Source organism: Pseudomonas helleri (assembly GCF_009600315.1).
Taxonomy (GTDB): Bacteria; Pseudomonadota; Gammaproteobacteria; order Pseudomonadales; family Pseudomonadaceae; genus Aquipseudomonas; species Aquipseudomonas helleri_A.
The window spans coordinates 21360-40203 of the sequence record NZ_WIWC01000028.1 but is presented as its reverse complement, the minus strand read 5'-3'; the positions used below and the strand labels follow the sequence as shown (position 1 = coordinate 40203).

16 protein-coding genes are annotated in these 18844 nt (G+C 56.2%); 5 read left to right on the top strand and 11 right to left on the bottom strand.

Features of this window, described 5'->3' with window-relative positions; genetic code table 11:
* Positions 1–21: 21 nt before the first annotated feature.
* A complete protein-coding gene (waaA, locus tag GHN86_RS16150) occupies positions 22–1299 on the bottom strand; it encodes a lipid IV(A) 3-deoxy-D-manno-octulosonic acid transferase (protein ID WP_153380790.1) in 1278 nt (425 codons plus the stop codon).
* 159 nt (positions 1300–1458) lie between these two features.
* Between waaA and GHN86_RS16145 the strand changes: the two genes are divergently transcribed.
* From GHN86_RS16145 to GHN86_RS16130, 4 genes are all read left to right on the top strand, one after another.
* Positions 1459–1791, top strand: a complete 333-nt coding sequence (locus tag GHN86_RS16145) for a DMT family transporter (RefSeq protein WP_153380792.1) — start codon at positions 1459–1461, stop codon at positions 1789–1791.
* 87 nt (positions 1792–1878) lie between these two features.
* The gene (locus GHN86_RS16140; RefSeq protein ID WP_153380794.1) at positions 1879–3054 is read left to right on the top strand and encodes an NAD(P)/FAD-dependent oxidoreductase; all 1176 of its coding nucleotides are present in this window, start codon (positions 1879–1881) and stop codon (positions 3052–3054) included.
* Entirely contained in the window at positions 3051–3863 is an 813-nt protein-coding gene (locus GHN86_RS16135) for an aldo/keto reductase (RefSeq protein ID WP_153380797.1), read from the top strand. The genes GHN86_RS16140 and GHN86_RS16135 overlap by 4 nt, the downstream gene beginning before the upstream one ends.
* A gap of 41 nt (positions 3864–3904) precedes the next feature.
* Positions 3905–4927 carry a metal ABC transporter ATPase gene (locus GHN86_RS16130; RefSeq protein ID WP_153380798.1) on the top strand — a complete coding sequence of 341 codons (1023 nt, stop codon included), beginning with the start codon at positions 3905–3907 and terminating at the stop codon, positions 4925–4927.
* A gap of 109 nt (positions 4928–5036) precedes the next feature.
* Here the strand turns inward: GHN86_RS16130 and hldE are convergent, their stop codons facing one another.
* The 3 genes from hldE to GHN86_RS16115 all read right to left on the bottom strand — a co-directional run bounded on the left by hldE (position 5037) and on the right by GHN86_RS16115 (position 9756).
* Entirely contained in the window at positions 5037–6458 is a 1422-nt protein-coding gene (gene hldE, locus GHN86_RS16125) for a bifunctional D-glycero-beta-D-manno-heptose-7-phosphate kinase/D-glycero-beta-D-manno-heptose 1-phosphate adenylyltransferase HldE (protein ID WP_153380800.1), read from the bottom strand.
* Positions 6459–6767: 309 nt separating this feature from the next.
* Positions 6768–8573, bottom strand: a complete 1806-nt coding sequence (msbA, locus tag GHN86_RS16120) for a lipid A export permease/ATP-binding protein MsbA (protein WP_153380802.1) — start codon at positions 8571–8573, stop codon at positions 6768–6770.
* Positions 8574–8589: 16 nt separating this feature from the next.
* A complete protein-coding gene (locus GHN86_RS16115; protein WP_153386926.1) occupies positions 8590–9756 on the bottom strand; it encodes an O-antigen ligase family protein in 1167 nt (388 codons plus the stop codon).
* 99 nt (positions 9757–9855) lie between these two features.
* On the opposite strand from GHN86_RS16115, the gene GHN86_RS16110 reads away from it, so the two are divergent.
* Entirely contained in the window at positions 9856–10461 is a 606-nt protein-coding gene (locus GHN86_RS16110) for a toluene tolerance protein (protein ID WP_153380805.1), read from the top strand.
* Here GHN86_RS16110 and GHN86_RS16105 read toward each other — a convergent pair.
* The 7 genes from GHN86_RS16105 to GHN86_RS16075 all read right to left on the bottom strand — a co-directional run bounded on the left by GHN86_RS16105 (position 10447) and on the right by GHN86_RS16075 (position 18651).
* Positions 10447–11553: a glycosyltransferase gene (locus tag GHN86_RS16105; protein WP_228384913.1), complete on the bottom strand. Its 1107-nt coding sequence runs from the start codon at positions 11551–11553 to the stop codon at positions 10447–10449. The genes GHN86_RS16110 and GHN86_RS16105 overlap by 15 nt on opposite strands.
* A gap of 45 nt (positions 11554–11598) precedes the next feature.
* Positions 11599–12360: a glycosyltransferase family 2 protein gene (locus GHN86_RS16100; protein WP_323369437.1), complete on the bottom strand. Its 762-nt coding sequence runs from the start codon at positions 12358–12360 to the stop codon at positions 11599–11601.
* A gap of 64 nt (positions 12361–12424) precedes the next feature.
* Entirely contained in the window at positions 12425–13381 is a 957-nt protein-coding gene (locus GHN86_RS16095) for a glycosyltransferase family protein (protein ID WP_153380809.1), read from the bottom strand.
* Positions 13378–14811 (bottom strand): PIG-L deacetylase family protein, encoded by a 1434-nt coding sequence (locus tag GHN86_RS16090; RefSeq protein WP_153380811.1) that lies wholly within the window; start codon positions 14809–14811, stop codon positions 13378–13380. The genes GHN86_RS16095 and GHN86_RS16090 overlap by 4 nt, the downstream gene beginning before the upstream one ends.
* A 72-nt stretch (positions 14812–14883) precedes the next feature.
* Entirely contained in the window at positions 14884–15780 is an 897-nt protein-coding gene (locus tag GHN86_RS16085) for a GNAT family N-acetyltransferase (RefSeq protein WP_153380813.1), read from the bottom strand.
* Positions 15780–16910: a glycosyltransferase gene (locus tag GHN86_RS16080; protein WP_153380815.1), complete on the bottom strand. Its 1131-nt coding sequence runs from the start codon at positions 16908–16910 to the stop codon at positions 15780–15782. The genes GHN86_RS16085 and GHN86_RS16080 overlap by 1 nt, the downstream gene beginning before the upstream one ends.
* Complete coding sequence (locus GHN86_RS16075) at positions 16894–18651, bottom strand: carbamoyltransferase (RefSeq protein ID WP_122785124.1); 1758 nt, start codon at positions 18649–18651, stop codon at positions 16894–16896. Before GHN86_RS16075 ends, GHN86_RS16080 begins: the two co-directional genes overlap by 17 nt.
* Positions 18652–18844 lie beyond the last annotated feature (193 nt).

Below are 18844 nucleotides of genomic sequence, written 5' to 3'. Positions count from 1 at the left end.
GCCTAACCCCCTGCAGAGGGATTAACGCGACATCAAGCGCTTTAACCCCTCTAACAAACGCTGCAAAGCCCCCTGATTGGCCTTCATCACGATCAATCCTGCTTCGGCCATGCGCTGGGCGTCTTGCGGCAATTCAAACAAACGCTGTATGGCAACTGCCAACCCCTGCGCGTCTTCGACCTCCTCTAAAGCGCCCGCTTCACGCAATTGAGCAGCAATATCGAGAAAGTTAAACAGATGCGGACCACTCAACACGGGCTTGGCCAATGCCGCCGGTTCCAGCAGGTTGTGCCCACCATTGGGAACCAGACTGCCGCCGACAAATGCGCTATCCGCCAGTGCATATAGAAAAAGCAACTCGCCCATTGTGTCGCCCAGCAACACTTGAGTCGCAGCAGTGACCGGCCCGCCACTTGAGCGGCGCACCGTCACGACGCCATCACGTTGGCACAGTTCAAAGACCGAGTTGAACCGCTCAGGGTGACGCGGCACCAGAATCAGCAGCGCATTAGGATAATGAGCGAGCAGTTGTCGATGGGCGCAGAGCACGATTTCGTCTTCCCCGGCGTGGGTACTGGCGGCAATCCACACGGGGCGATCCTGGGCCTGCCAGTGCTCACGCAGCTCACGGGCCTTAATCAACAGCTGTGGATCAATCGTCAGATCGAATTTGATAGATCCGGTCACTTCAACGCATTCGGGGCGTGCTCCCAACTGACGAAAACGCTCAGCTTCCGTTTCAGTTTGTGCAGCAATCAAGCTCATTTCTTGGAGCATTGGCCGGGTAAGCCTGGCAAAGCGCGCATATCCCTTGGCAGATCTGGCTGATAGCCGCGCATTGGCCAAGGCAACCGGAATACTCCGTTTCGCGCACTGGTGGATATGGTTTGGCCACAGTTCGGTTTCCATGATCACGGCCAGTTTTGGCTGCACACATTTCAAAAATCGGGCCGCGGCCCAAGGCAAGTCATAAGGTAAATAGCAATGCTGGATTCGCGGCTCATCTGCGAACAGGACCTGGATGCGCTCCGATCCGGTAGGCGTCATGCACGTCACCGTTATGGGCAACTGCGGATACTGTTTGAGCAGTGCACGAATCATCGGCGCTGCGGCAATACTCTCGCCTACCGATACGGCATGCACCCATATACCGCCGGGCTGCATCACGGGTAAATCAAGAGCGAAGCGTTCCCCGACACGCTGAGCATATGCTGGCGCCTTGCGCGCTCGCAGCCATAAACGAAGCGCCACCAACGGCAGGCCTAGATGAAACAGCAAGGTGTAAAGAGTTCTATTCATGGGCGCAGAGTTTACTTGAAAACCAAGAGGGCGATCAGTTAGCTGGCGAGCGACTAAAGAGCCCACTGAAGCTGTCGTAATTAAAACGCCTACACACTTTTACAACCACTAGAATCCCTTGCTGATAAATTGCCCCGCCTCCCCTTTCAGGACATCACCATGAACGCTTACTACTATTTGGCCATCGCCATTTGTGCCGAAGTGATTGCCACCGTCTCGATGAAAGCCATCAAGGGCTTCAGCACGCCGCTGCCACTGATTTTGGTTATCGCCGGTTACGCCACAGCGTTCTGGATGCTGACGCTGGTGGTACGCACTATTCCGGTGGGCGTGGCGTATGCCGTATGGGCGGGCATGGGCATCGTGATGGTGAGTGTCGCTGCGCTTTTTATCTACGGGCAAAAACTCGATGTCCCGGCCATCCTGGGCATGGGCCTGATCGTTCTGGGCGTGGTAGTGATCCAGTTATTTTCCAAAACGGCGGGCCACTAAACCCCTCTAGCCTTACTGCCGACAGAACGTCAGAGTCCGGATCAGGCTGTATACTCCCAGCCTTGTCTTTCAACGCTGAGGTCGCCCATGCCATCTGTTATTTCCACCGACGTGCTGATTGTCGGCGCTGGTGTTGCCGGCCTCTGGCTCAACGCTCGCCTGCGCAAACAGGGTTTTTCCACGATTGTGGTCGAGCGCGACAGCCTGGGTGGCGGGCAAAGCGTCAAGTCTCAGGGCATCATTCATGGCGGAGCAAAATATGCTTTGCATGGCGCGCTGACAGGCGCATCGGAAGCCATTGCCGATATGCCGCGCCGTTGGCGTGAAGCCCTTGCCGGTGAGGGCGAGCTGGATTTACGCGGCGTCAACATCCTCTCTCAAGCTCATTACCTCTGGTCGCCCGGCACACTGGCGGGCAACCTCACCAGCTTTTTTGCCAGCAAGGCCGTGCGTGGCCGGGTCGATCAGGTTAAAGGCGATCAACTGCCGCCAGCCCTGCAAGATCCGCGTTTCAAGGGCAAAGTTTATCGCTTGGCTGAACTGGTGGTCGATGTGCCCAGCCTGATTGAGCGTCTGGCGGAACTGGCCGGAGACGGGCTGCTCGCGGCGCAATCCATCGAGCCCCTGATTGAAGACGGTGAAATGATCGGCCTGCGCATTGATGATCGCGAAATTCACGCTCAACGCATCGTGTTCAGCGCGGGGGCAGGCAATGCCGAGCTGCTGGCCAGCGCCGGTATCAGCATTCCTGCACAACAGCTTCGCCCTCTGCATATGGTGCTGGTCAAAGGCCCGACCCTCAAACCGCTTTACGCGCATTGCCTGGGTGGCGGACCAAAACCGCGCATCACCGTCACCACTCATCCTGCGGCCAATGGCGAGTGGGTGTGGTATCTGGGTGGCGATATTGCCGAAGCCGAGGGCGTCGCGCGCGAGCCTGCCGAACAGATTGCCGTCGCCCAAAAGGAACTGGGCAACTTGCTGCCGTGGGTTGACCTGAGCCAAGCGCAATGGGCCACACTGCGAGTCAATCGTGCCGAGCCTGCACAATCGGGACTGGTACGACCGGACAATGCGTTTATAGCCGATCAGGGCCGCCTGCTGGTGGGCTGGCCCACCAAGCTGGCGCTGGCTCCGGACTTTTCCGACCGGGTATTGCAAGCGCTGGAGCAGGACGGCATCCGGCCAGGCAATGCGCCTGTCCTGCCACAACTGCCTCGTCCGCCATTGGCGAAAACCGCGTGGGAGCAACTGCTGCCATGAGTCAGCCAACGCTGCACGATTTACATCGTCCACTGGGCAGCACCGGTCTTATGGTGTCGCCGCTTGGGCTGGGCACTGTCAAACTGGGTCGCGATCAGGGCGTGAAATACCCCAGCGGTTTTCAGATCCCGGACGACGACGACGCCCGCGTGCTGCTCAAGCTCAGTCGCGATCTGGGCATTAACCTGATCGACACTGCCCCCGCGTATGGTCGCAGTGAAGAGCGCCTTGGCCCTCTGTTACGCGGCCAGCGCAAGGACTGGGTCATTATCAGTAAAGTGGGCGAAGAATTTACCCACGGCGAGTCCAGTCATGACTTCAGCGCAGCCCATACCCGATTATCGGTTGAACGGAGTTTGAAACGTCTCGAAACAGACTTCATTGATCTGGTACTGGTGCATTCGGACGGCAACGACTTGGCTATTCTTGAGCATCACGAAGTGTATGAAACCCTCGCGGCCCTTAAACGCGAAGGCAAAATTCGCGGGTTCGGCCTCTCGGGGAAAACTGTTGAAGGTGGACTCAAAGCGCTTGAAACAGGTGACTGTGCCATGGTCACGTACAACCTGAATGAGCAAGCCGAGAAGCCGGTGATTGATTATGCCGCTGCCCATGGCAAAGCGATTCTGGTCAAAAAAGCGCTGGCCAGCGGGCATGTCTGCCTGAGCCCCGGTGTTGATCCGGTGAGAGCCAGCTTTGAACTGGTATTTGGCCATCAGGGTGTTGCCAGTGCTATTGTCGGCACCATTAACCCGTTGCACCTGGCCCATAACGTGGCGATCGTTGCGCAGGTTCTGCGCCAAACCTAATGCCGCCGACGCGGCCGACCCCGACGCAAGAAGGAGCCGACATGCCGCGTTCGCTCATCCGCAAGAACCCCAACGACTTTAAAACCCTGTCTTTGTTTGTCGAGGCCACGCCGGAAGGCTTGAGCTATCAAAGCATTGGCATGCCACTCAACTTTGCACAAACGTTGCACAAACGCCGTCAAGTCAACGTGGCAGACAACACGCGCTTTGGTGTAGAGCTGGCCAATCTCGGGGTATCGATCCGCCTGACGTTGAACTGGCAGGGGCGTGACTATTGGGTGCTGGTTCGCCAACGCCGTCAGGACCGGGGCGACGTGGTACTTAAGTTGATCTCTGGTTATGTTCCGGCCCACGAGATCAACTTACCGTTGCATACCGCCATCCAGGAAGTCGCTGAAGAGTGCTTGCTCGAAACCCCTGAGGGGTGGCTCAGCGGGCGTTTCAAGGAAACCTGGCTGCCTGCACCTTATGCCAGCGCGCTCCATTATCGCGAGGCCCTGCCCTTTTTACTGACACCCTTGTCGGGCGCGGCGCTTGCAGTCCGTTGTGGCAGCCAGACGTTGCTGGAGCGCCCGCGGGCCTATGTGCATCTGCCGACGGCTTCGCTGCAACTGATTTACGACTTGCGGCTGGAGGTTCCCAAAGAGGCCAAATCGCTGAGCTTGCTGCACGTCGATGAGCGTCTGGAGGGTGATCAACTGGTGGCGAGGCTCGATCGCAAGCGTCCAGACCTTTACTTGATGCCGCTGATTGACGGATTACCCAGCGCCGAGCTTTACACCTTGCACAAGGACAGGCTGCACCCGGTCAATACACGCGGTATACATTTGGCTGAAAGTTTTGCGCCGCAGGAGGGCTGGGTGGTCAGCGATGAACGCATTCGCTGGAAAGACTGGCTCAAGCAGCAGGGGTTGAGTGCGCCGGAGAAAGAATCAGGCCTCAGGCGCCTGACGGGCAAGGCTCGGCAGATATTCAAGAAAGTACTGAGACCCAAAGCCCCTCACCCTAACCCTCTCCCCGAGGGAGAGGGGACTGACCGCACGCAGATTCAAGATCAACACTAATCAGCTCCCCCTCACCCAAGGAGTAGGACTGACCGCACGCAGATTCAAGGTCAACACTAATCAGCCCCCTCTCCCTCCGGGAGAGGGTTGGGGTGAGGGGGCTTTTCTCTTACTGACCGCGTATTTTCTCGACAATAGCCGTGGTCGAGCTGTTTTCAACCAATCCCAACACTTTCACGATGCCGCCATAAGCCGTCACGATGTCCGCACCGACCACCTGGTCAATACCGTAATCGCCGCCCTTGACCAAAACATCAGGCTTGACCTGAGTCAGCAAGTTTTCCGGGGTGCCTTCAGGAAAGCTGATCACCCAATCCACCGCACCCAAACCGGCCAACACCGCCATGCGACGATCAACACTGTTGATCGGACGCCCCGGCCCTTTCAGACGGCTTACCGACGCATCGTCGTTAACCGCAACGATCAGGCGATCGCCTTGGGCCCGCGCCTGTTCCAGATACGTCACATGCCCGGCGTGCAAAATGTCGAAGCAACCGTTGGTAAAGACGATCTTTTCGTTGTGGGCGCGCGCATCATCAATCGCCAACAGCAACTGATCGAGGGTGACTACGCCGCGCTCCGAACCTTCTGAACGCTGAATCGCACGGCGCAGCTCAGGAGCACTGATGGCCGCCGTACCCAGCTTGCCCACCACAATGCCGGCCGCCAGATTGGCCAACGCCACCGCGTGAGGCAACTCTTCTCCGGCAGCAATAGCCGCTGCCAAGGTTGAGATCACCGTGTCACCGGCACCCGTCACGTCAAACACTTCCCGGGCACGAGCAGGCAAGTGCATGGCAGGAAAGCCTGGGCGCAACAAGGTCATGCCCGATTCGCCGCGAGTCACCAGCAAAGCACCCAGATCCAGGTCTGCCATCAGCTTGGCACCCTTCGCGACCAGGTCGCCTTCATCGGCACAACCACCGACTATGGCTTCAAACTCGCTGAGGTTAGGTGTAATCAGACTCGCACCGCGATAGATCGAGAAATCTTTGCCTTTGGGATCTGCGAGCACGGGGATGCCTCGGGCACGTGCAGCTTGAATCAGAACCTGATGGTTTTTCAGTGCACCTTTGCCGTAGTCGGAAAGCACCAGCACCTTGATGCCTTCCAGCAGGTTTTCTACTTCGGCACCCAACGCCAGTGCATCGGTGGCAAAGGGTTCTTCAAAGTCGATACGCAGCAGTTGCTGGTGACGGCTCATCACCCGCAGCTTAACGATGGTTGGCTGATGGGCAATGCGCTGGAACAGTGCACGAACACCGGCACCTTCAAGGCTGTTGGCCAGACTGTTGGCGGCTTCATCGTCGCCGGTCACACCCACCAGAGAGGCCGGTGCGCCCAGAGCAGCGATGTTCAGAGCCACGTTGGCAGCACCGCCCGGGCGGTCTTCGATTTGCTCGACCTTGACCACCGGCACCGGCGCCTCAGGGGAAATCCGTGAGGTCCCGCCATGCCAATAACGGTCGAGCATGACATCGCCTACCACCAAGACAGGGGCTTGATCGAATCGCGGCATGGACAACTTCATGGAGAACCCACATACAAAATGAACAGGGGCGCGATATTAACACAGGGTGAACGCTGGTCAGTTCACCTGTTAATCGCAACGAATGAGAATCAGAGGTGGGCTAAAAAGCCCGGCCAAGCTTAAACAAACCTGCGGGAGTCAGCCCCCACAGGCCTGGTTTACATCCTAGGGGTCTGTACGAAATGTTTTCGAGCGAAGGTTAGGCAAGGCGAAAACAGGCGAGGAAGCGGAGTTTACAGGTTGTAAATGAGCATTCCGAGCCTGTTTTCAACGCCGCATAACCGAGCGCAGATACATTGCGTACAGAGCCTAGGTCATATCACCCGCGGCTTGCGGGGTATCCAGGCCCATAGAGTGCAAACGTGCGTAATATCCGCTCAGCGCCATCAACTCGACATGAGTGCCGCGTTCGACAATCTGACCCTGATCCATGACCAGAATCAGATCGGCTTTTTCGATGGTCGTCAGGCGGTGAGCAATCACCAACGTCGTTCGACCTTTCATGACATGGTCGAGGGCCGCCTGAATATGACGCTCGGATTCGGTATCGAGGGCCGAGGTGGCTTCGTCGAGAATCAGCAACGGTGCATTTTTAAGCAAGGCTCGCGCAATGGCCAAACGCTGGCGCTGACCACCGGACAGCAGCACGCCGTTCTCACCCACAGGGGTATCCAGCCCTTGCGGCAGTTGCTCGATAAAGTCCATCGCGTAGGCATCACGCGCAGCTTTTTCAATCGCTTCACGCGGCGCTCCCGCCAAGTCGCCATAAGCAATGTTATTGGCCACAGTGTCGCTGAAAAGGGTCACGTTCTGGGTTACCTGCGCAATATGGCGACGCAGGTTAAGCAAGCGATAGTCTTCGATCTCCACGCCGTCGAGCAGGATTTCACCTGAAGTGTGGTGATAGAAGCGCGGGATCAGGTTGGCCAGTGTCGACTTACCACTGCCGGAGCGACCCACCAGCGCCACCATTTGCCCTGGTTCAACCGAGAAGGTTACATCCTTGAGAACCTGGCGTTCGGTGTCCGGGTAGGTGAAGTTCAGATTACGCACATCCAGGCGACCCGTGACATGGTCACGCACAATGGTGCCGGTATCGACTTCAGGCTCTTCGTCCAACTGCTCGAAGATACTTTCTGCGCCCGCTACCCCTTTCTGGATGGTCGAACTGACTTCCGACAACTGGCGAATCGGTTTGGGCAACAAACCGGCCAAGGTGATGTAGGCAATCATGTCGCCGGCCGAAGCATCACCGCGCAGGTACAGCACCAGAAACATCAGGATGCCCATGGCGATGTAAATCACCAATTGCAGCATCGGGGTGTATATCGCCCCGGTACGTGTCATGCGCAGTTGCTTTTCAGTGTTGCTGAGGCTGGCCTGAAGGAAGCGCTTTTCTTCGTAAGTCTCGCCACCAAAGCTGCGAACGACGCGATAGCCCTGAATGGTCTCAGAGGCCACGTGGGTCACATCGCCCATTGCTACCTGAATTTTCTTGCTCTGCTTGCGAAATTTCTTGCTGGCCGTGCTCACCATGACTGCGATCAGCGGCAAGATGGCGATCATCACCAGCGTCAACCGCCAGTTCATCCACAGCAACGAAGCAAACAGGAAGATAACGGTCATGCCTTCCCGGATAACCACTTTGATGGCATCGGTAGCAGCACCGGTCACCATGGTGACGTTGAAGGTGATTCGCGAAATCAGATGACCTGAGTTGTGCTTGTCGAAATAGCGGTTGGGCAATGTCAGCAGGTTATTGAACAACTGAACCCGCAGATCATGCACCAACCCCAACGACACCTTGGCCAGAAAGTAGTTACCCAGAAACGATCCAAAACCTTGCCATGCGGCAATCAGGACGATCAATATCGGCACGGCCTGCAACAGTCGCAGATCCCGCAAATAGGGGATAGACGGGAACAGCACTGCATCGGGATTGGACAGGCCATCGACGAAATACTTGAGGATGTAGCCAAGCATTGGCTGTGTCGAAGCGAAAATCAGAAACCCGACAATACTCAGCAGGAATAGGCCGATGTAGGGTTTGACATAGCCCAAGAGCCGAAAATAAATTTTCAGACTTGAACTCTGTTCCGCTGGTACATCACTCATCGTGGAGCTCACTGAATTAAGGAAAACGCGAAATTTTATCACAGGCGCCACTGCACGCCTTATTAGCCGACAAAAGAGTCGCAAGGGCTATTGGCAGCCACGTAATGAACCATTCGGCGCGCGGAGTTCCCATCAAACTGGCCGCATCAAACTGCATGGCCAGCATCGAGAAAACCCAAGCGCCTATAACGCCTTGACCCAGTAAGGTGGCCCGGGCACGCCACGCATAGAAAAACACCGAGAACCAGGCAATGCACCAGAAAAACAACCCCGGCAACCCCAGCTCAATTGCCACACTGGTGAATAAATTATGCGAATGATCAAAGGTTATGCCGACCGCAGAGACGGTAAAGTGAGTCCCTAGGCCCAATCCTGTCCAGGGGTGCTCCTTGATCATCTGCAAGCTGCCCATGAATATTTCCGGGCGGTAAGATGCCCCGCGTTCAAGCACGAGCGCCTGCATATACCAGAACACAGCCATTGCACCGATCAGTGCCAACACTGCAATCGTCACAGTACGCCGATCAGGTCGCCACAATGGCATGCAAAGCACCGTGAGCAGCAGCGCCAGCGCCGCGCCACGGCTTTGAGTCAGCACAACAAAAAGTCCCAAAAAGCCCAATGCAACCAACCACAAGGCCTGCATCGCGCGCTGCTGAGGCACCCAGTGCAGCATCAAAATGCCTACGATGCCGATCGCGTAAGCGCCCAAAATCGGGTGAGACAACTGACCAAGCCCTTCAAGGCGACCTACCCAGGCGTTTCCATCGATAAAGTAAAAACGAACGATTGCAATCAATGCACTGGCGGAGAGCCCAAGGCCAGCCCACTGCATCAGACGCACAATGCGTTCTGGGCGACCATTGGCCAGAATTGGAAATGACAGAACAAACACAGCGATATAGGCAAGCGGCTTGGCTTCATTTAAAGGCTGACCACTCCAACTCAAGCTGATGACAGCCCAGGCTGCCAACCCCAAAAGCCCAAAACATAAAGCCCGCTGGCCTTTCCAGACCTCGACGATGCGGGCACGCGCCGACCACGCTACAAGCAACGTCGGTAACCACAGAAAAGCCACCAACCCTTGCTGATACAGCTTATTGGTGGGCGCAAATGCAATCGCTAACATAAACCACAATAGACCTATGGTCATAAGGAATTGCGCCCAGCGACGTTCGTACATAAATACCGCTCCTAAAATCGATCGCCTGCCACCCTGGCATGGTTAAAACCTGTTTTTTTCGGCATCATTGCCGGTCTGACTGCTCGCTAGGGTTTAACGATGCAATGCTCACGGCTTCCACAAGCCGCCTTGAATCAAATGATTGAGGGCGCCAAAGTTCTTGAGGCCGACAGCTTCGGCGCGAAAGTCTACCTGCTGAATGACGGAAATATCGTGAAAGTGTTTCGTCGCAAGCGCCTTTTCTCCTCTGCTTTGTTACGGCCTTATTCGAAACGCTTTATTGATAACGCCGCCAAGCTGAAGAAACTTGGCATTCCAACGCTCACCGTGCTGGCCTTTTATCAGTTGGACGAACCGGGCAAGACGGCGGTTCTGTATGAACCGCTGCCAGGCGAAACCCTGCGTCAAATTGCAGAGAAAAATGGCTTTGACTGGGAAGACAACCTGCCCAAGCTTATCGAGCTGATACGCAAGCTGCACAACGCCGGTGTTTACTTCCGCTCATTACACTTGGGCAATATCGTGATTACACCGCAACATGAATGGGGCTTGATTGACGTAGCTGACATGCGCTTTTTCAAGGGGCCGCTCTCTAAAAAATTAGCCCGGCGCAACCTGCAACACTTCTTGCGCTACATCCAGAGAGAAAACCTGAGCCACAAATTTCCTGCTCAGGCACTTGAAAGCGCTTTATTGAACGACTGATAGTTCGTCAGCGCATGCCAGCCTAAAACGTTGCCATGCGCTTTGCGGATCAAGCGCTGCATACTGGCTTGATGCTACTTCTTCTGTCACAAGGGAGGCGGTCATATCAATGGCTTTGGTCCAGGCAGCAACATCGTCAACGGGTATGTAATAACCCGCGTCCCCTAACTGCTCATGGAAAACTGTCAGATTACTGGCCAGCACCGGTATTCCCGCGATAACCGACTCCTGTACTACCAAGCCTAAACCTTCTGCTTGTGACGGAATCACGACCCAATCGAAAGCCCGGTACAAGCTGGCTACGTTCGCCATGTGTCCCGGCAACAACACCTTGTCTTGCAGGCCCAGAGCGCTAACCGTGGCTTCCAGTGCAGTGCGGGCAGGTCCTTCACCGATGATCAGCAACAACTGATCAGGGCGGGTCTGCAAGCTTTGAGCAAACGCCTTGATTAACGTATCGAACCCCTTGGACTCAACCAGTCGGCCAATTGCGCCGAACACCTGCTGATGGCGTGCGCCAGTCCCCAGCACTTGGCGCGCCTGTTCCCGCGACAACAGTTGTTGCTTGAAGGCTTGCGGGTCCAGCATGCAGCGCAGAGGCACAACCGCCAGTCCCATTGTCGCTTCAATCGAGGACGCCAATGTCTGCGACACGGCGCATAACGTCAGTTGCTCAGGGGCAAACTGACGAAACAGGTTCACATCCTTACGGTCAAGCCGCGTTGATCCATGAAACACAACCACGACACGCACCTGAGGCAAATCACGCAAGGCAGGTAGCAGCGCACGCGCCACGCCCAGACCATCCAGCAAGACCAGTCGGGCTTGATGCTTGAGTAAAGCATTGTAAAAAAGCCGGTTACGTAATGGACGGGACACCATCCAGACTCCGCGACCCTTCAAAAATCGAGACGCCAAATGCCAGGCTTTTACTTCTCCCAGCACTCCCAGGCATGCCGTTGCCTTGTCCTGCAGCAGCCAGGTTTTGATCAGTGTTCCAGGAGTTGCCTGCGCGAGAATCTGTAGATGAACCTTGTGTACAGACGCGTAGGCAGGCCCTCCAGACCACATCACATTGATGACACTTTTCATACACTTCCTCGCGGCTTCGACATCAAGGCCTTAACCCCCATAGGCTTAGCTGATCACAATACCAATCACCACACCCAATAACACGGCACCGAATAGTTTTATGCGCTCTCGACGGCTTCGTCGAGCTTTACGCAGGCGTTCTTCAGGCACTTCGACATGAGTCCCAAAACCTGTGTGCAAGACCGCATCGGCCTCCAGCGCCATGGCTATCAGGTTCAGTTCTGCATAACGCTTGGATAGCGCTTTTTCGCCACCATGACCGCTAAAGGGCGCGCACAAAAGGTAATCCTTGTAACGACGCAATCCCGGATTCAGCGAAAAGCTCTGCCATTCAGGCTTATCGGACAGCACCGGATAGCACGCCACACCGGCGACCACTTCACGCTTGCCGTAATGCAGATAGGGGCTGTGAATGCGCAAGTCGTGGGCATAACTGCGCAACCAGACCTGTAAAACGTTCGGTTTATGCTCAAGGATGACGATTGAATCCTCGACAAAGCCTGGACGGTAGAACTCCCAGTCGTCCTCGCAATGAAAAATATAAGCAGTGCTTACTTTAGAGTAGGCCAGATCGATAGATGCCAACTGCCCCAATTTCGGCTTGTTGACCAAGACCGTACAGTGTCCGGCCCAGCTGGGTGGAACAACCGCATGTACAGCCTCGTCGCCAGAGTCTTCAGTGATGATGACTTCACGAATCGGGGCAGTGTTGAAACGCTCAAAGCTGTCGAGCGTTAGCTTGAGCAAATCAAAACGACCGCAACTGGTCACGACCAGGGTGACATCACTTTCTTGGCTGAACTGCACGCCCTTCTCCTGTAATAATTGGTAAATCCCTTTCAGGCATTACTGAAGCCCTTGTAGGGCGAGCCTAAAAACCTGACTTCAAACGCACACGATCCCACCAGGACAGGGGTGGATGGCTCCGTAAAGGCGGTTGTATCGCCTCAACGATACGCTGGCCAATGCGTGCGAAGCTGTAACCTGAAACAGCCAGGTCACGCCCTCGACGAGCAATGCTCTCGGCTAACTGCGGGTCACTGCGCAAACGGGCCAGTTTTTCCTGCAACTGGGGAATGGTTCGATAAAAAACCACGTTTTGCATATCTTCGAAACCCAGCGCGCGGTTTTCTTCTTCGCCCTGATCGAAGGCCAGCAGCACACAACCGCAGGCCATAGCTTCAAAATTCTTGATCATGTATTCACCCATGCCTACATCCGCACTGACAAAAAAACGGATTCGGTTGAGGGTGTCACGGTATTCATCGCCGGACTTGGTACGTGTCACCACCAGCGGCTCAACACTGGCCAATTCATCAAGCAAGGCTTTACGGCCACTGTAGGCCACGCTGTTAGTGCTGCCGACAAAGGCCAGTTCGATGTCGCGTTCGCGTCCGAAGTCCTGTAACAACGTCTGATCGTAACCTTTAGGCACGAAAACCGCGTCGAACCCCTCCTCGCGCAGGCGTTGAGTGACCATAAAGCCAGAACTGATGACTCGGGCCCAAGGCAGTTGACGGTAATGCGCACTGAACTTGCCGGTGTACTTGCATTCGATGTAATTCTGGTAAGCGTCGTGCTCAAGAATCACCAGATTGGGCAACGTGCGAATAAAACTAACTTGCCGGATTTCCTGTTTGAAGCGCAGAAAAAATACAATCCGATCGTAACGGCTGACATCGACCTCGCGATGAAAATAGCGGCGCAAATGGCGCTGCTCATCACTGCTCAGCCAACGGATATCACAGTCGCAATGCGCCGCAACACCCTCATACAAGCGATCCAGAATGGCACGCTGGTCTTTCTGTACTAGAAATAGAACTTTCATGGTTTTCCTTGCGGTGCCGAAAGGCGCCAAAACAGCTCATGGCGTCGCACTGCTTTACGAAAGAATTCATTTTCGCCGTAAGGCGAAGGCTTTCTGCCCGCCAAAAGCTTTTGTAACAAACGCCGAAGCCGCCGCTTGAACGGCGCGGGTGGTTGCAGGTCGTGCATCATGCCCAACGCCATGGCTTTGTCGCGTTGATGGGCGAGGTTCAGCGATACGCTGTAGGGCTGTAGCACCTGCTCAGGATCAAAAACCGGCGGCAAGGTGATCCCCTCCCCGCTACTCCCCATCGGCCAGCGGTCATTATCATGCAAATGGTTGGCATACCCCAGGACGGTGAGCGGCTGCCACTCAAGCCCTTGAAGCGCTTCAAATACTGCCGCCTGTGCGCAGACATGATCAGGGTGTGGATCCAGTGTCGGGTGCGGTAAAACGATCACTTCGGGGCGAGCCTGCACGATCAATGCACGCAAGTCCGCCAGCAAATTATTCCAGGTGGGCGCACCATCCACATCGCCGGGTAGCGGGAACGAGTTGAACTGGCGAAACAGACGCGTATCGCACAGGTCGGCTTCGCGTGACGCGATCGGTTCATCTGGCGCTGCCTGCATGGCATGCAGTTGCATGCAAAAGTAGCCCAACTGTGCGCATTGAGTTTCGGGCACGCCCGCCCAGCGCGGCACGGCCAAACTGTCCCATGCGCGCAGACGCCCCTTTAAACGGGCTGCTTCTACATGACCCAGGCCCATGTCCTGATAATGCTCAGTTTCGATTTCGCCAGCCGTCAATGTGACGATCCAGGCGTCTTTAGCTTGGCTGTACAACCCGTATGCCGCCAATTCGGCATCGTCGGCGTGAGGCGCAATAACCATGACCCGCTGCTGACGATAATCAGGCTCGCGAAAAACCCAAAGCTGCGGGGTTTGAAAGCGACAAAAATGCCCGCGAAGGCGCAACTCGCCAGCACTCAGCGCTGAAGCACTGCCACTTAAATTCAGATAACGCAGGCCATTGACTCCACGTTCGAAGGTCTGCTGGTCGCTTGCCTCGCCACCCGCAAGGTTTATGTACGGGTCGATAAAGCGCCCTAGCCAACCACTTTTGATCTTAAGTGCAAGAATGATCGTTTCGTCACCGACCAAACAAAGCGGCAGATCAGCATGCAATCGGCCTTTTTCCAGCCTGACGCCCGGTCGCTGGCTGTCCGCAGGAAACTGGTACTGGTAATCATCTTTGGGTGAGTAGAACAAATGGTCGGCAAACCAGGCCTCATGCGCGACCCAGCTCAGCACCGCCACTAACAGTGTCGCCCACCAGGGCAGCAGCACCGCACAGATGATCAGCACCAGCAACGCCACCAGCAAGCCAAACCGCTTGTAGCGCCGATGACGTTTAAGGAGTTGTTGTTTGCGACTGACCGGTTGGCTCATGAAATGGCTCTTATAATGTGTCCCGTAACGGGCGCCGACCGCCAGCGCCTGCCAGTTTTGCGTTGCCTCGACTCACACCCGATAAACAGGCACCGGGTTGCACCAACGCTCCTTGTACTCGCGGTCGGCACGACCGAACGAGAAACGCAGAGGCTTGTCGACGCTACGCGCCTGCTCCCAAGCGGACTGGGTGTTGAGAAAGCTCAACACGCTACCGGGGCTGAAGGCTCGTGTTTCGGGGTCTACACCACCGTTGACGTATTCGACGCTGATCCACTGCGGCGACTCCACCCGGTACACCAGCTGGATGGCTATCGGCGCATCGTTGAGGTAGATCACTGAACCAATCAACAGTTCGCGCAGTAACTCAATCACCTCGGCCATACGCTCGGCCCCTGTCGCTACAAACCCCCAACGACGCAAAAACAGATCGCAGTAGATCGTCGCCAGTTCGACGCTGGACAGCTCGCTGACAGGACGTATCACGCCACCAGCTTCTTCCAGCAACCGTAATTCACGCCGCTGGTTGTACCGGAATTTCTTGGACAGCTCCTCCGGAGTGCGTGACATCGCCAATTGCTCGGCTTGCAGCACCAGATTGCCGAAGCGTCCTTCATTGAGCTGCGACAAATAACGGCCCCGATGACGTAACGGCGCGGCAGCATCAGCCGCCGCAGGCAAGATAATCTCGGCGTTACCGAGGTCAAACAGGCCTTTTTTGCCCTGACGCTTAAGCACATCCTTGGACAATGCCAAATCCCGCCCCCAGGTCGGGATAGCCGCTTGCAACTCACCGCCCTGCTCCCAAGCCAGATAGCGCACGGGGATCCCGGCCAAATGCGCCAAACGCTCAACAACCAGAGGGTGCGTGGCAACACTGCCACCAAAACGCTGCCAGGCATCGGCATAGATTGGAGCGTCAATCACGCTCCAGCCACGCTCGCGCCAGCCTTGAAAACGATTGAGCATCAAGACTCCGCAGTTAGGTCGGTGACTTGCGGCAAGCGCCAGAACGCATCGCGAACGGCTTCATCACTGAAGCGCTCATGCAGGCGGCCCAACATACGCTCGGCGCAGTCTTCGCGCTGCTCATCGGTGAGCACCGCCAAATGTTGCAGGCCCTGAGCCAAACGTTCGGCATCGCCCAGCGGGAACAGAATGCCCACGCCTTCCACAACTTCGATTGCCCCGCCGCAGGCAGTCGCCAGCAAAGGTACGCCGGCCGCCATCGCTTCCAGCAGCACCATACCGAACGGTTCATGGTCAGAACTCAGGGCAAACACATCAAACCCACGGAAAAAACGGCGCGCCTCGGGCACTTGCCCAAGGAACTTGACTTGATCACCGATGCCCAGCTCGTTGGCAAGCTCTTTAAGGTCCTGTTCCAGACGACCCTTGCCGAGAACTGCCAGCAAGCTGCCTTCAGGGAGCGCAGGCAATGCCTTGGCAAAGCCTCGAATCAGCGTGGCTTGATCTTTATCCGGGTGCAGTCGCCCAACGTTACCGACGATAAAGGCATCGTCAGGCAAACCCAGCGCTTGGCGGGCCTCATGACGAGGCAACTGGCCGTCTTGAACCGCATCGATATCAATGCGGTTATACAGCGTGCTGATGCGACCTTTCGGCCACTTGGGCAGGCTTTTACGGATGTCATCGCGCACAGCGTTTGACACACCGAGCAGGCTCAAGCGTTTGCGAAACAGATGTGCAAACAGCTTGCGGCTGCGACGCTGATAGTCGCCAAACGCATGATGCACGCCAATCACCGGCAAACGGGTCGCCAACAACGCGACATACACCGGCTTAAAGCGATGAGCGATGCAAAAGCTGAAATCCCGCGAGGCTGCGATGTTACGCAGCTTGCGGATCGCACCGAGCTTCAGGCCACGAATGTCCCTGGAGCTGAACTCCATAAACAGCACTTCGTCAGAAGCGCAGCCCTCGGCCACCTCGGGATCGGCCGCCCCGGTCAAAAAGACCGTGGTGACGCGATACCCGCTGCCTGCAAACAGGCTGGCGTACTGGCGCGCGCAGTCCAGAAACGGCCCGTCATAGCCGTGACAGAACTGCAGCACATGACGCTCAGTCGAGCGATTCATAAGTCGGCGCACCTTCTTTAACGACCAGAATGTCTTCCATGATCAGGTACTGAAGATCGGAACCGAAGAACATGTTCAACGCGTCGGTCGGCGAGCAGACCATTGGCTCGCCGCGACGGTTGAGCGAGGTGTTCAGCGACACGCCGTTGCCGGTCAGCACTTCAAGCGCCTTCATCATGTCGTAGTAGCGCGGATTGTATTCGCGCTTGAGCACCTGGGCACGGGACGTACCGTCCTCATGCACAACCTCGGGCACGCGGGTTTTCCACTCTTCAGCCACTTCAAACGTGAAGGTCATGAACGGTGCGGGATGATCGACCTTGATCATCTGCGGGGCCACGGTGTCGAGCATCGACGGGCAGAAAGGCCTCCAGCGCTCGCGGAACTTGATCTGTTCGTTGATGCGGTCAGCCACGCCCGAGCTGCTTGGGCAGCCAATGATCGAACGCCCGCCCAACGCACGAGGACCGAACTCCATGCGGCCCTGAAACCAAGCCACCGGATTACCGTCGACCATGATCTTGGCGATGTTCTCAGGGGTGTTGTTGATTTTGCGCCATGCAGGGTTGCCCGGATGACGGGCACACGCAGCGATCACGTCTTCGTTGCTGTACGCAGGGCCGAGGTAGACATGTTCCATCTTCTCGACCGGCACACCCCGCGCGTGCGACACATAGGCCGCTGCGCCGACCGCCGTGCCGGCATCACCGGATGCAGGCTGAACGAACAGCTCCTTCACGTCAGGACGGGCGATGATCTTCTGGTTCAGCTTCACGTTCAACGCGCAACCACCGGCAAAAGCCAGCTTGCCCGTCTCTTTGAGAATGTCGCCCAGGTAGTAATCAATCATTTGCAGCGACAGTTTTTCAAACAGCGCTTGCATGCTGGCCGCGTAGTGGATGTATGGCTCGTCGGCAATATCGCCTTCGCGCTTTGGCCCCAGCCACTCGATCAGTTTTGGCGAGAAGTAGAAGCCCTTGCCGTTCTCTTTGTAGCGACGCAGGCCGATGACGTTGGCGTACTCGGTGTTGATCACCAGTTCGCCGTTTTCAAACGAGGCCAGACGCGAGAAATCGTATTTGCTGGCGTCGCCGTACGGCGCCATGCCCATAACCTTGAACTCGCCGTCGAGCATCTCGAAACCGAGAAACTCGGTGATAGCGCCGTACAAGCCGCCCAATGAGTCAGGATCGAAGAATTCCTTGAGCTTGGTGATCTTGCCGTTTTCGCCATAACCGAAGAAGGTCGTCGCGTATTCGCCCTTGCCGTCGATGCCCAGAATCGCAGTTTTCTCTTTGAAACCCGAGCAGTGGTAAGCACTGGAAGCGTGCGCCAGGTGATGCTCAACCGGTTCGATCTTGATTTTCTTCGGATCAAAACCCAGTTGCTCAAGGCAGAACACAATCTTGTTGCGATAGCGCTTGTAGCGACGGTTGCCCATCAGGATCGCGTCAAGGGCGCGGTCCGGGGCGTACCAATAGCGCTTGGCGTAGTGCCAGCGCGCCTTGCCGAACAAGCTGATCGGCGCGAACGGAATGGCCACGACATCAACATCTGAAGGCTTGATGCCAGCTTGCTCAAGGCAAAACTTTGCAGATTCGTAAGGCATGCGGTTCTTTGCATGCTTATCGCGTACGAAACGCTCTTCTTCGGCCGCTGCGACCAACTTGCCGTCGATATACAGGGCGGCGGAGGGGTCATGGCTCAGGGCGCCGGACAGGCCAAGAATCGTCAATGCCACAGGTTGTGCCTCTTAAAGTTGCAGGCAGGCGGCGGGCGCCTGAGAAAAATGGTGTGCTCCCTTTACAGCGGGAAACAACTAAAGGGCGGGATTATAGCGTAAAGACGCCGGGAATGACCCTGCGCGATTTGCCCAGCCCAGCCCCGTCGATCCTTCTCAAACAATTCTCAAGGCTAGCTTTATATAAGACCTA

Excerpts from the sequence above, each read along its gene's own strand:
- GHN86_RS16085 (WP_153380813.1), bottom strand. The coding sequence starts at position 15,780 with ATGCTCAATCGTTTTCAAGGCTGGCGCGAGCGTGGCTGGAGCGTGATT.
- waaA (WP_153380790.1), bottom strand. The coding sequence starts at position 1,299 with ATGAATAGAACTCTTTACACCTTGCTGTTTCATCTAGGCCTGCCGTTG.
- GHN86_RS16105 (WP_228384913.1), bottom strand. The coding sequence starts at position 11,553 with ATGAAAAGTGTCATCAATGTGATGTGGTCTGGAGGGCCTGCCTACGCG.
- GHN86_RS16115 (WP_153386926.1), bottom strand. The coding sequence starts at position 9,756 with ATGTACGAACGTCGCTGGGCGCAATTCCTTATGACCATAGGTCTATTG.
- GHN86_RS16135 (WP_153380797.1), top strand. The coding sequence starts at position 3,051 with ATGAGTCAGCCAACGCTGCACGATTTACATCGTCCACTGGGCAGCACC.
- GHN86_RS16130 (WP_153380798.1), top strand. The coding sequence starts at position 3,905 with ATGCCGCGTTCGCTCATCCGCAAGAACCCCAACGACTTTAAAACCCTG.
- GHN86_RS16140 (WP_153380794.1), top strand. The coding sequence starts at position 1,879 with ATGCCATCTGTTATTTCCACCGACGTGCTGATTGTCGGCGCTGGTGTT.
- hldE (WP_153380800.1), bottom strand. The coding sequence starts at position 6,458 with ATGAAGTTGTCCATGCCGCGATTCGATCAAGCCCCTGTCTTGGTGGTA.
- GHN86_RS16145 (WP_153380792.1), top strand. The coding sequence starts at position 1,459 with ATGAACGCTTACTACTATTTGGCCATCGCCATTTGTGCCGAAGTGATT.
- GHN86_RS16080 (WP_153380815.1), bottom strand. The coding sequence starts at position 16,910 with ATGAATCGCTCGACTGAGCGTCATGTGCTGCAGTTCTGTCACGGCTAT.
- GHN86_RS16110 (WP_153380805.1), top strand. The coding sequence starts at position 9,856 with ATGCAATGCTCACGGCTTCCACAAGCCGCCTTGAATCAAATGATTGAG.
- msbA (WP_153380802.1), bottom strand. The coding sequence starts at position 8,573 with ATGAGTGATGTACCAGCGGAACAGAGTTCAAGTCTGAAAATTTATTTT.
- GHN86_RS16095 (WP_153380809.1), bottom strand. The coding sequence starts at position 13,381 with ATGAAAGTTCTATTTCTAGTACAGAAAGACCAGCGTGCCATTCTGGAT.
- GHN86_RS16090 (WP_153380811.1), bottom strand. The coding sequence starts at position 14,811 with ATGAGCCAACCGGTCAGTCGCAAACAACAACTCCTTAAACGTCATCGG.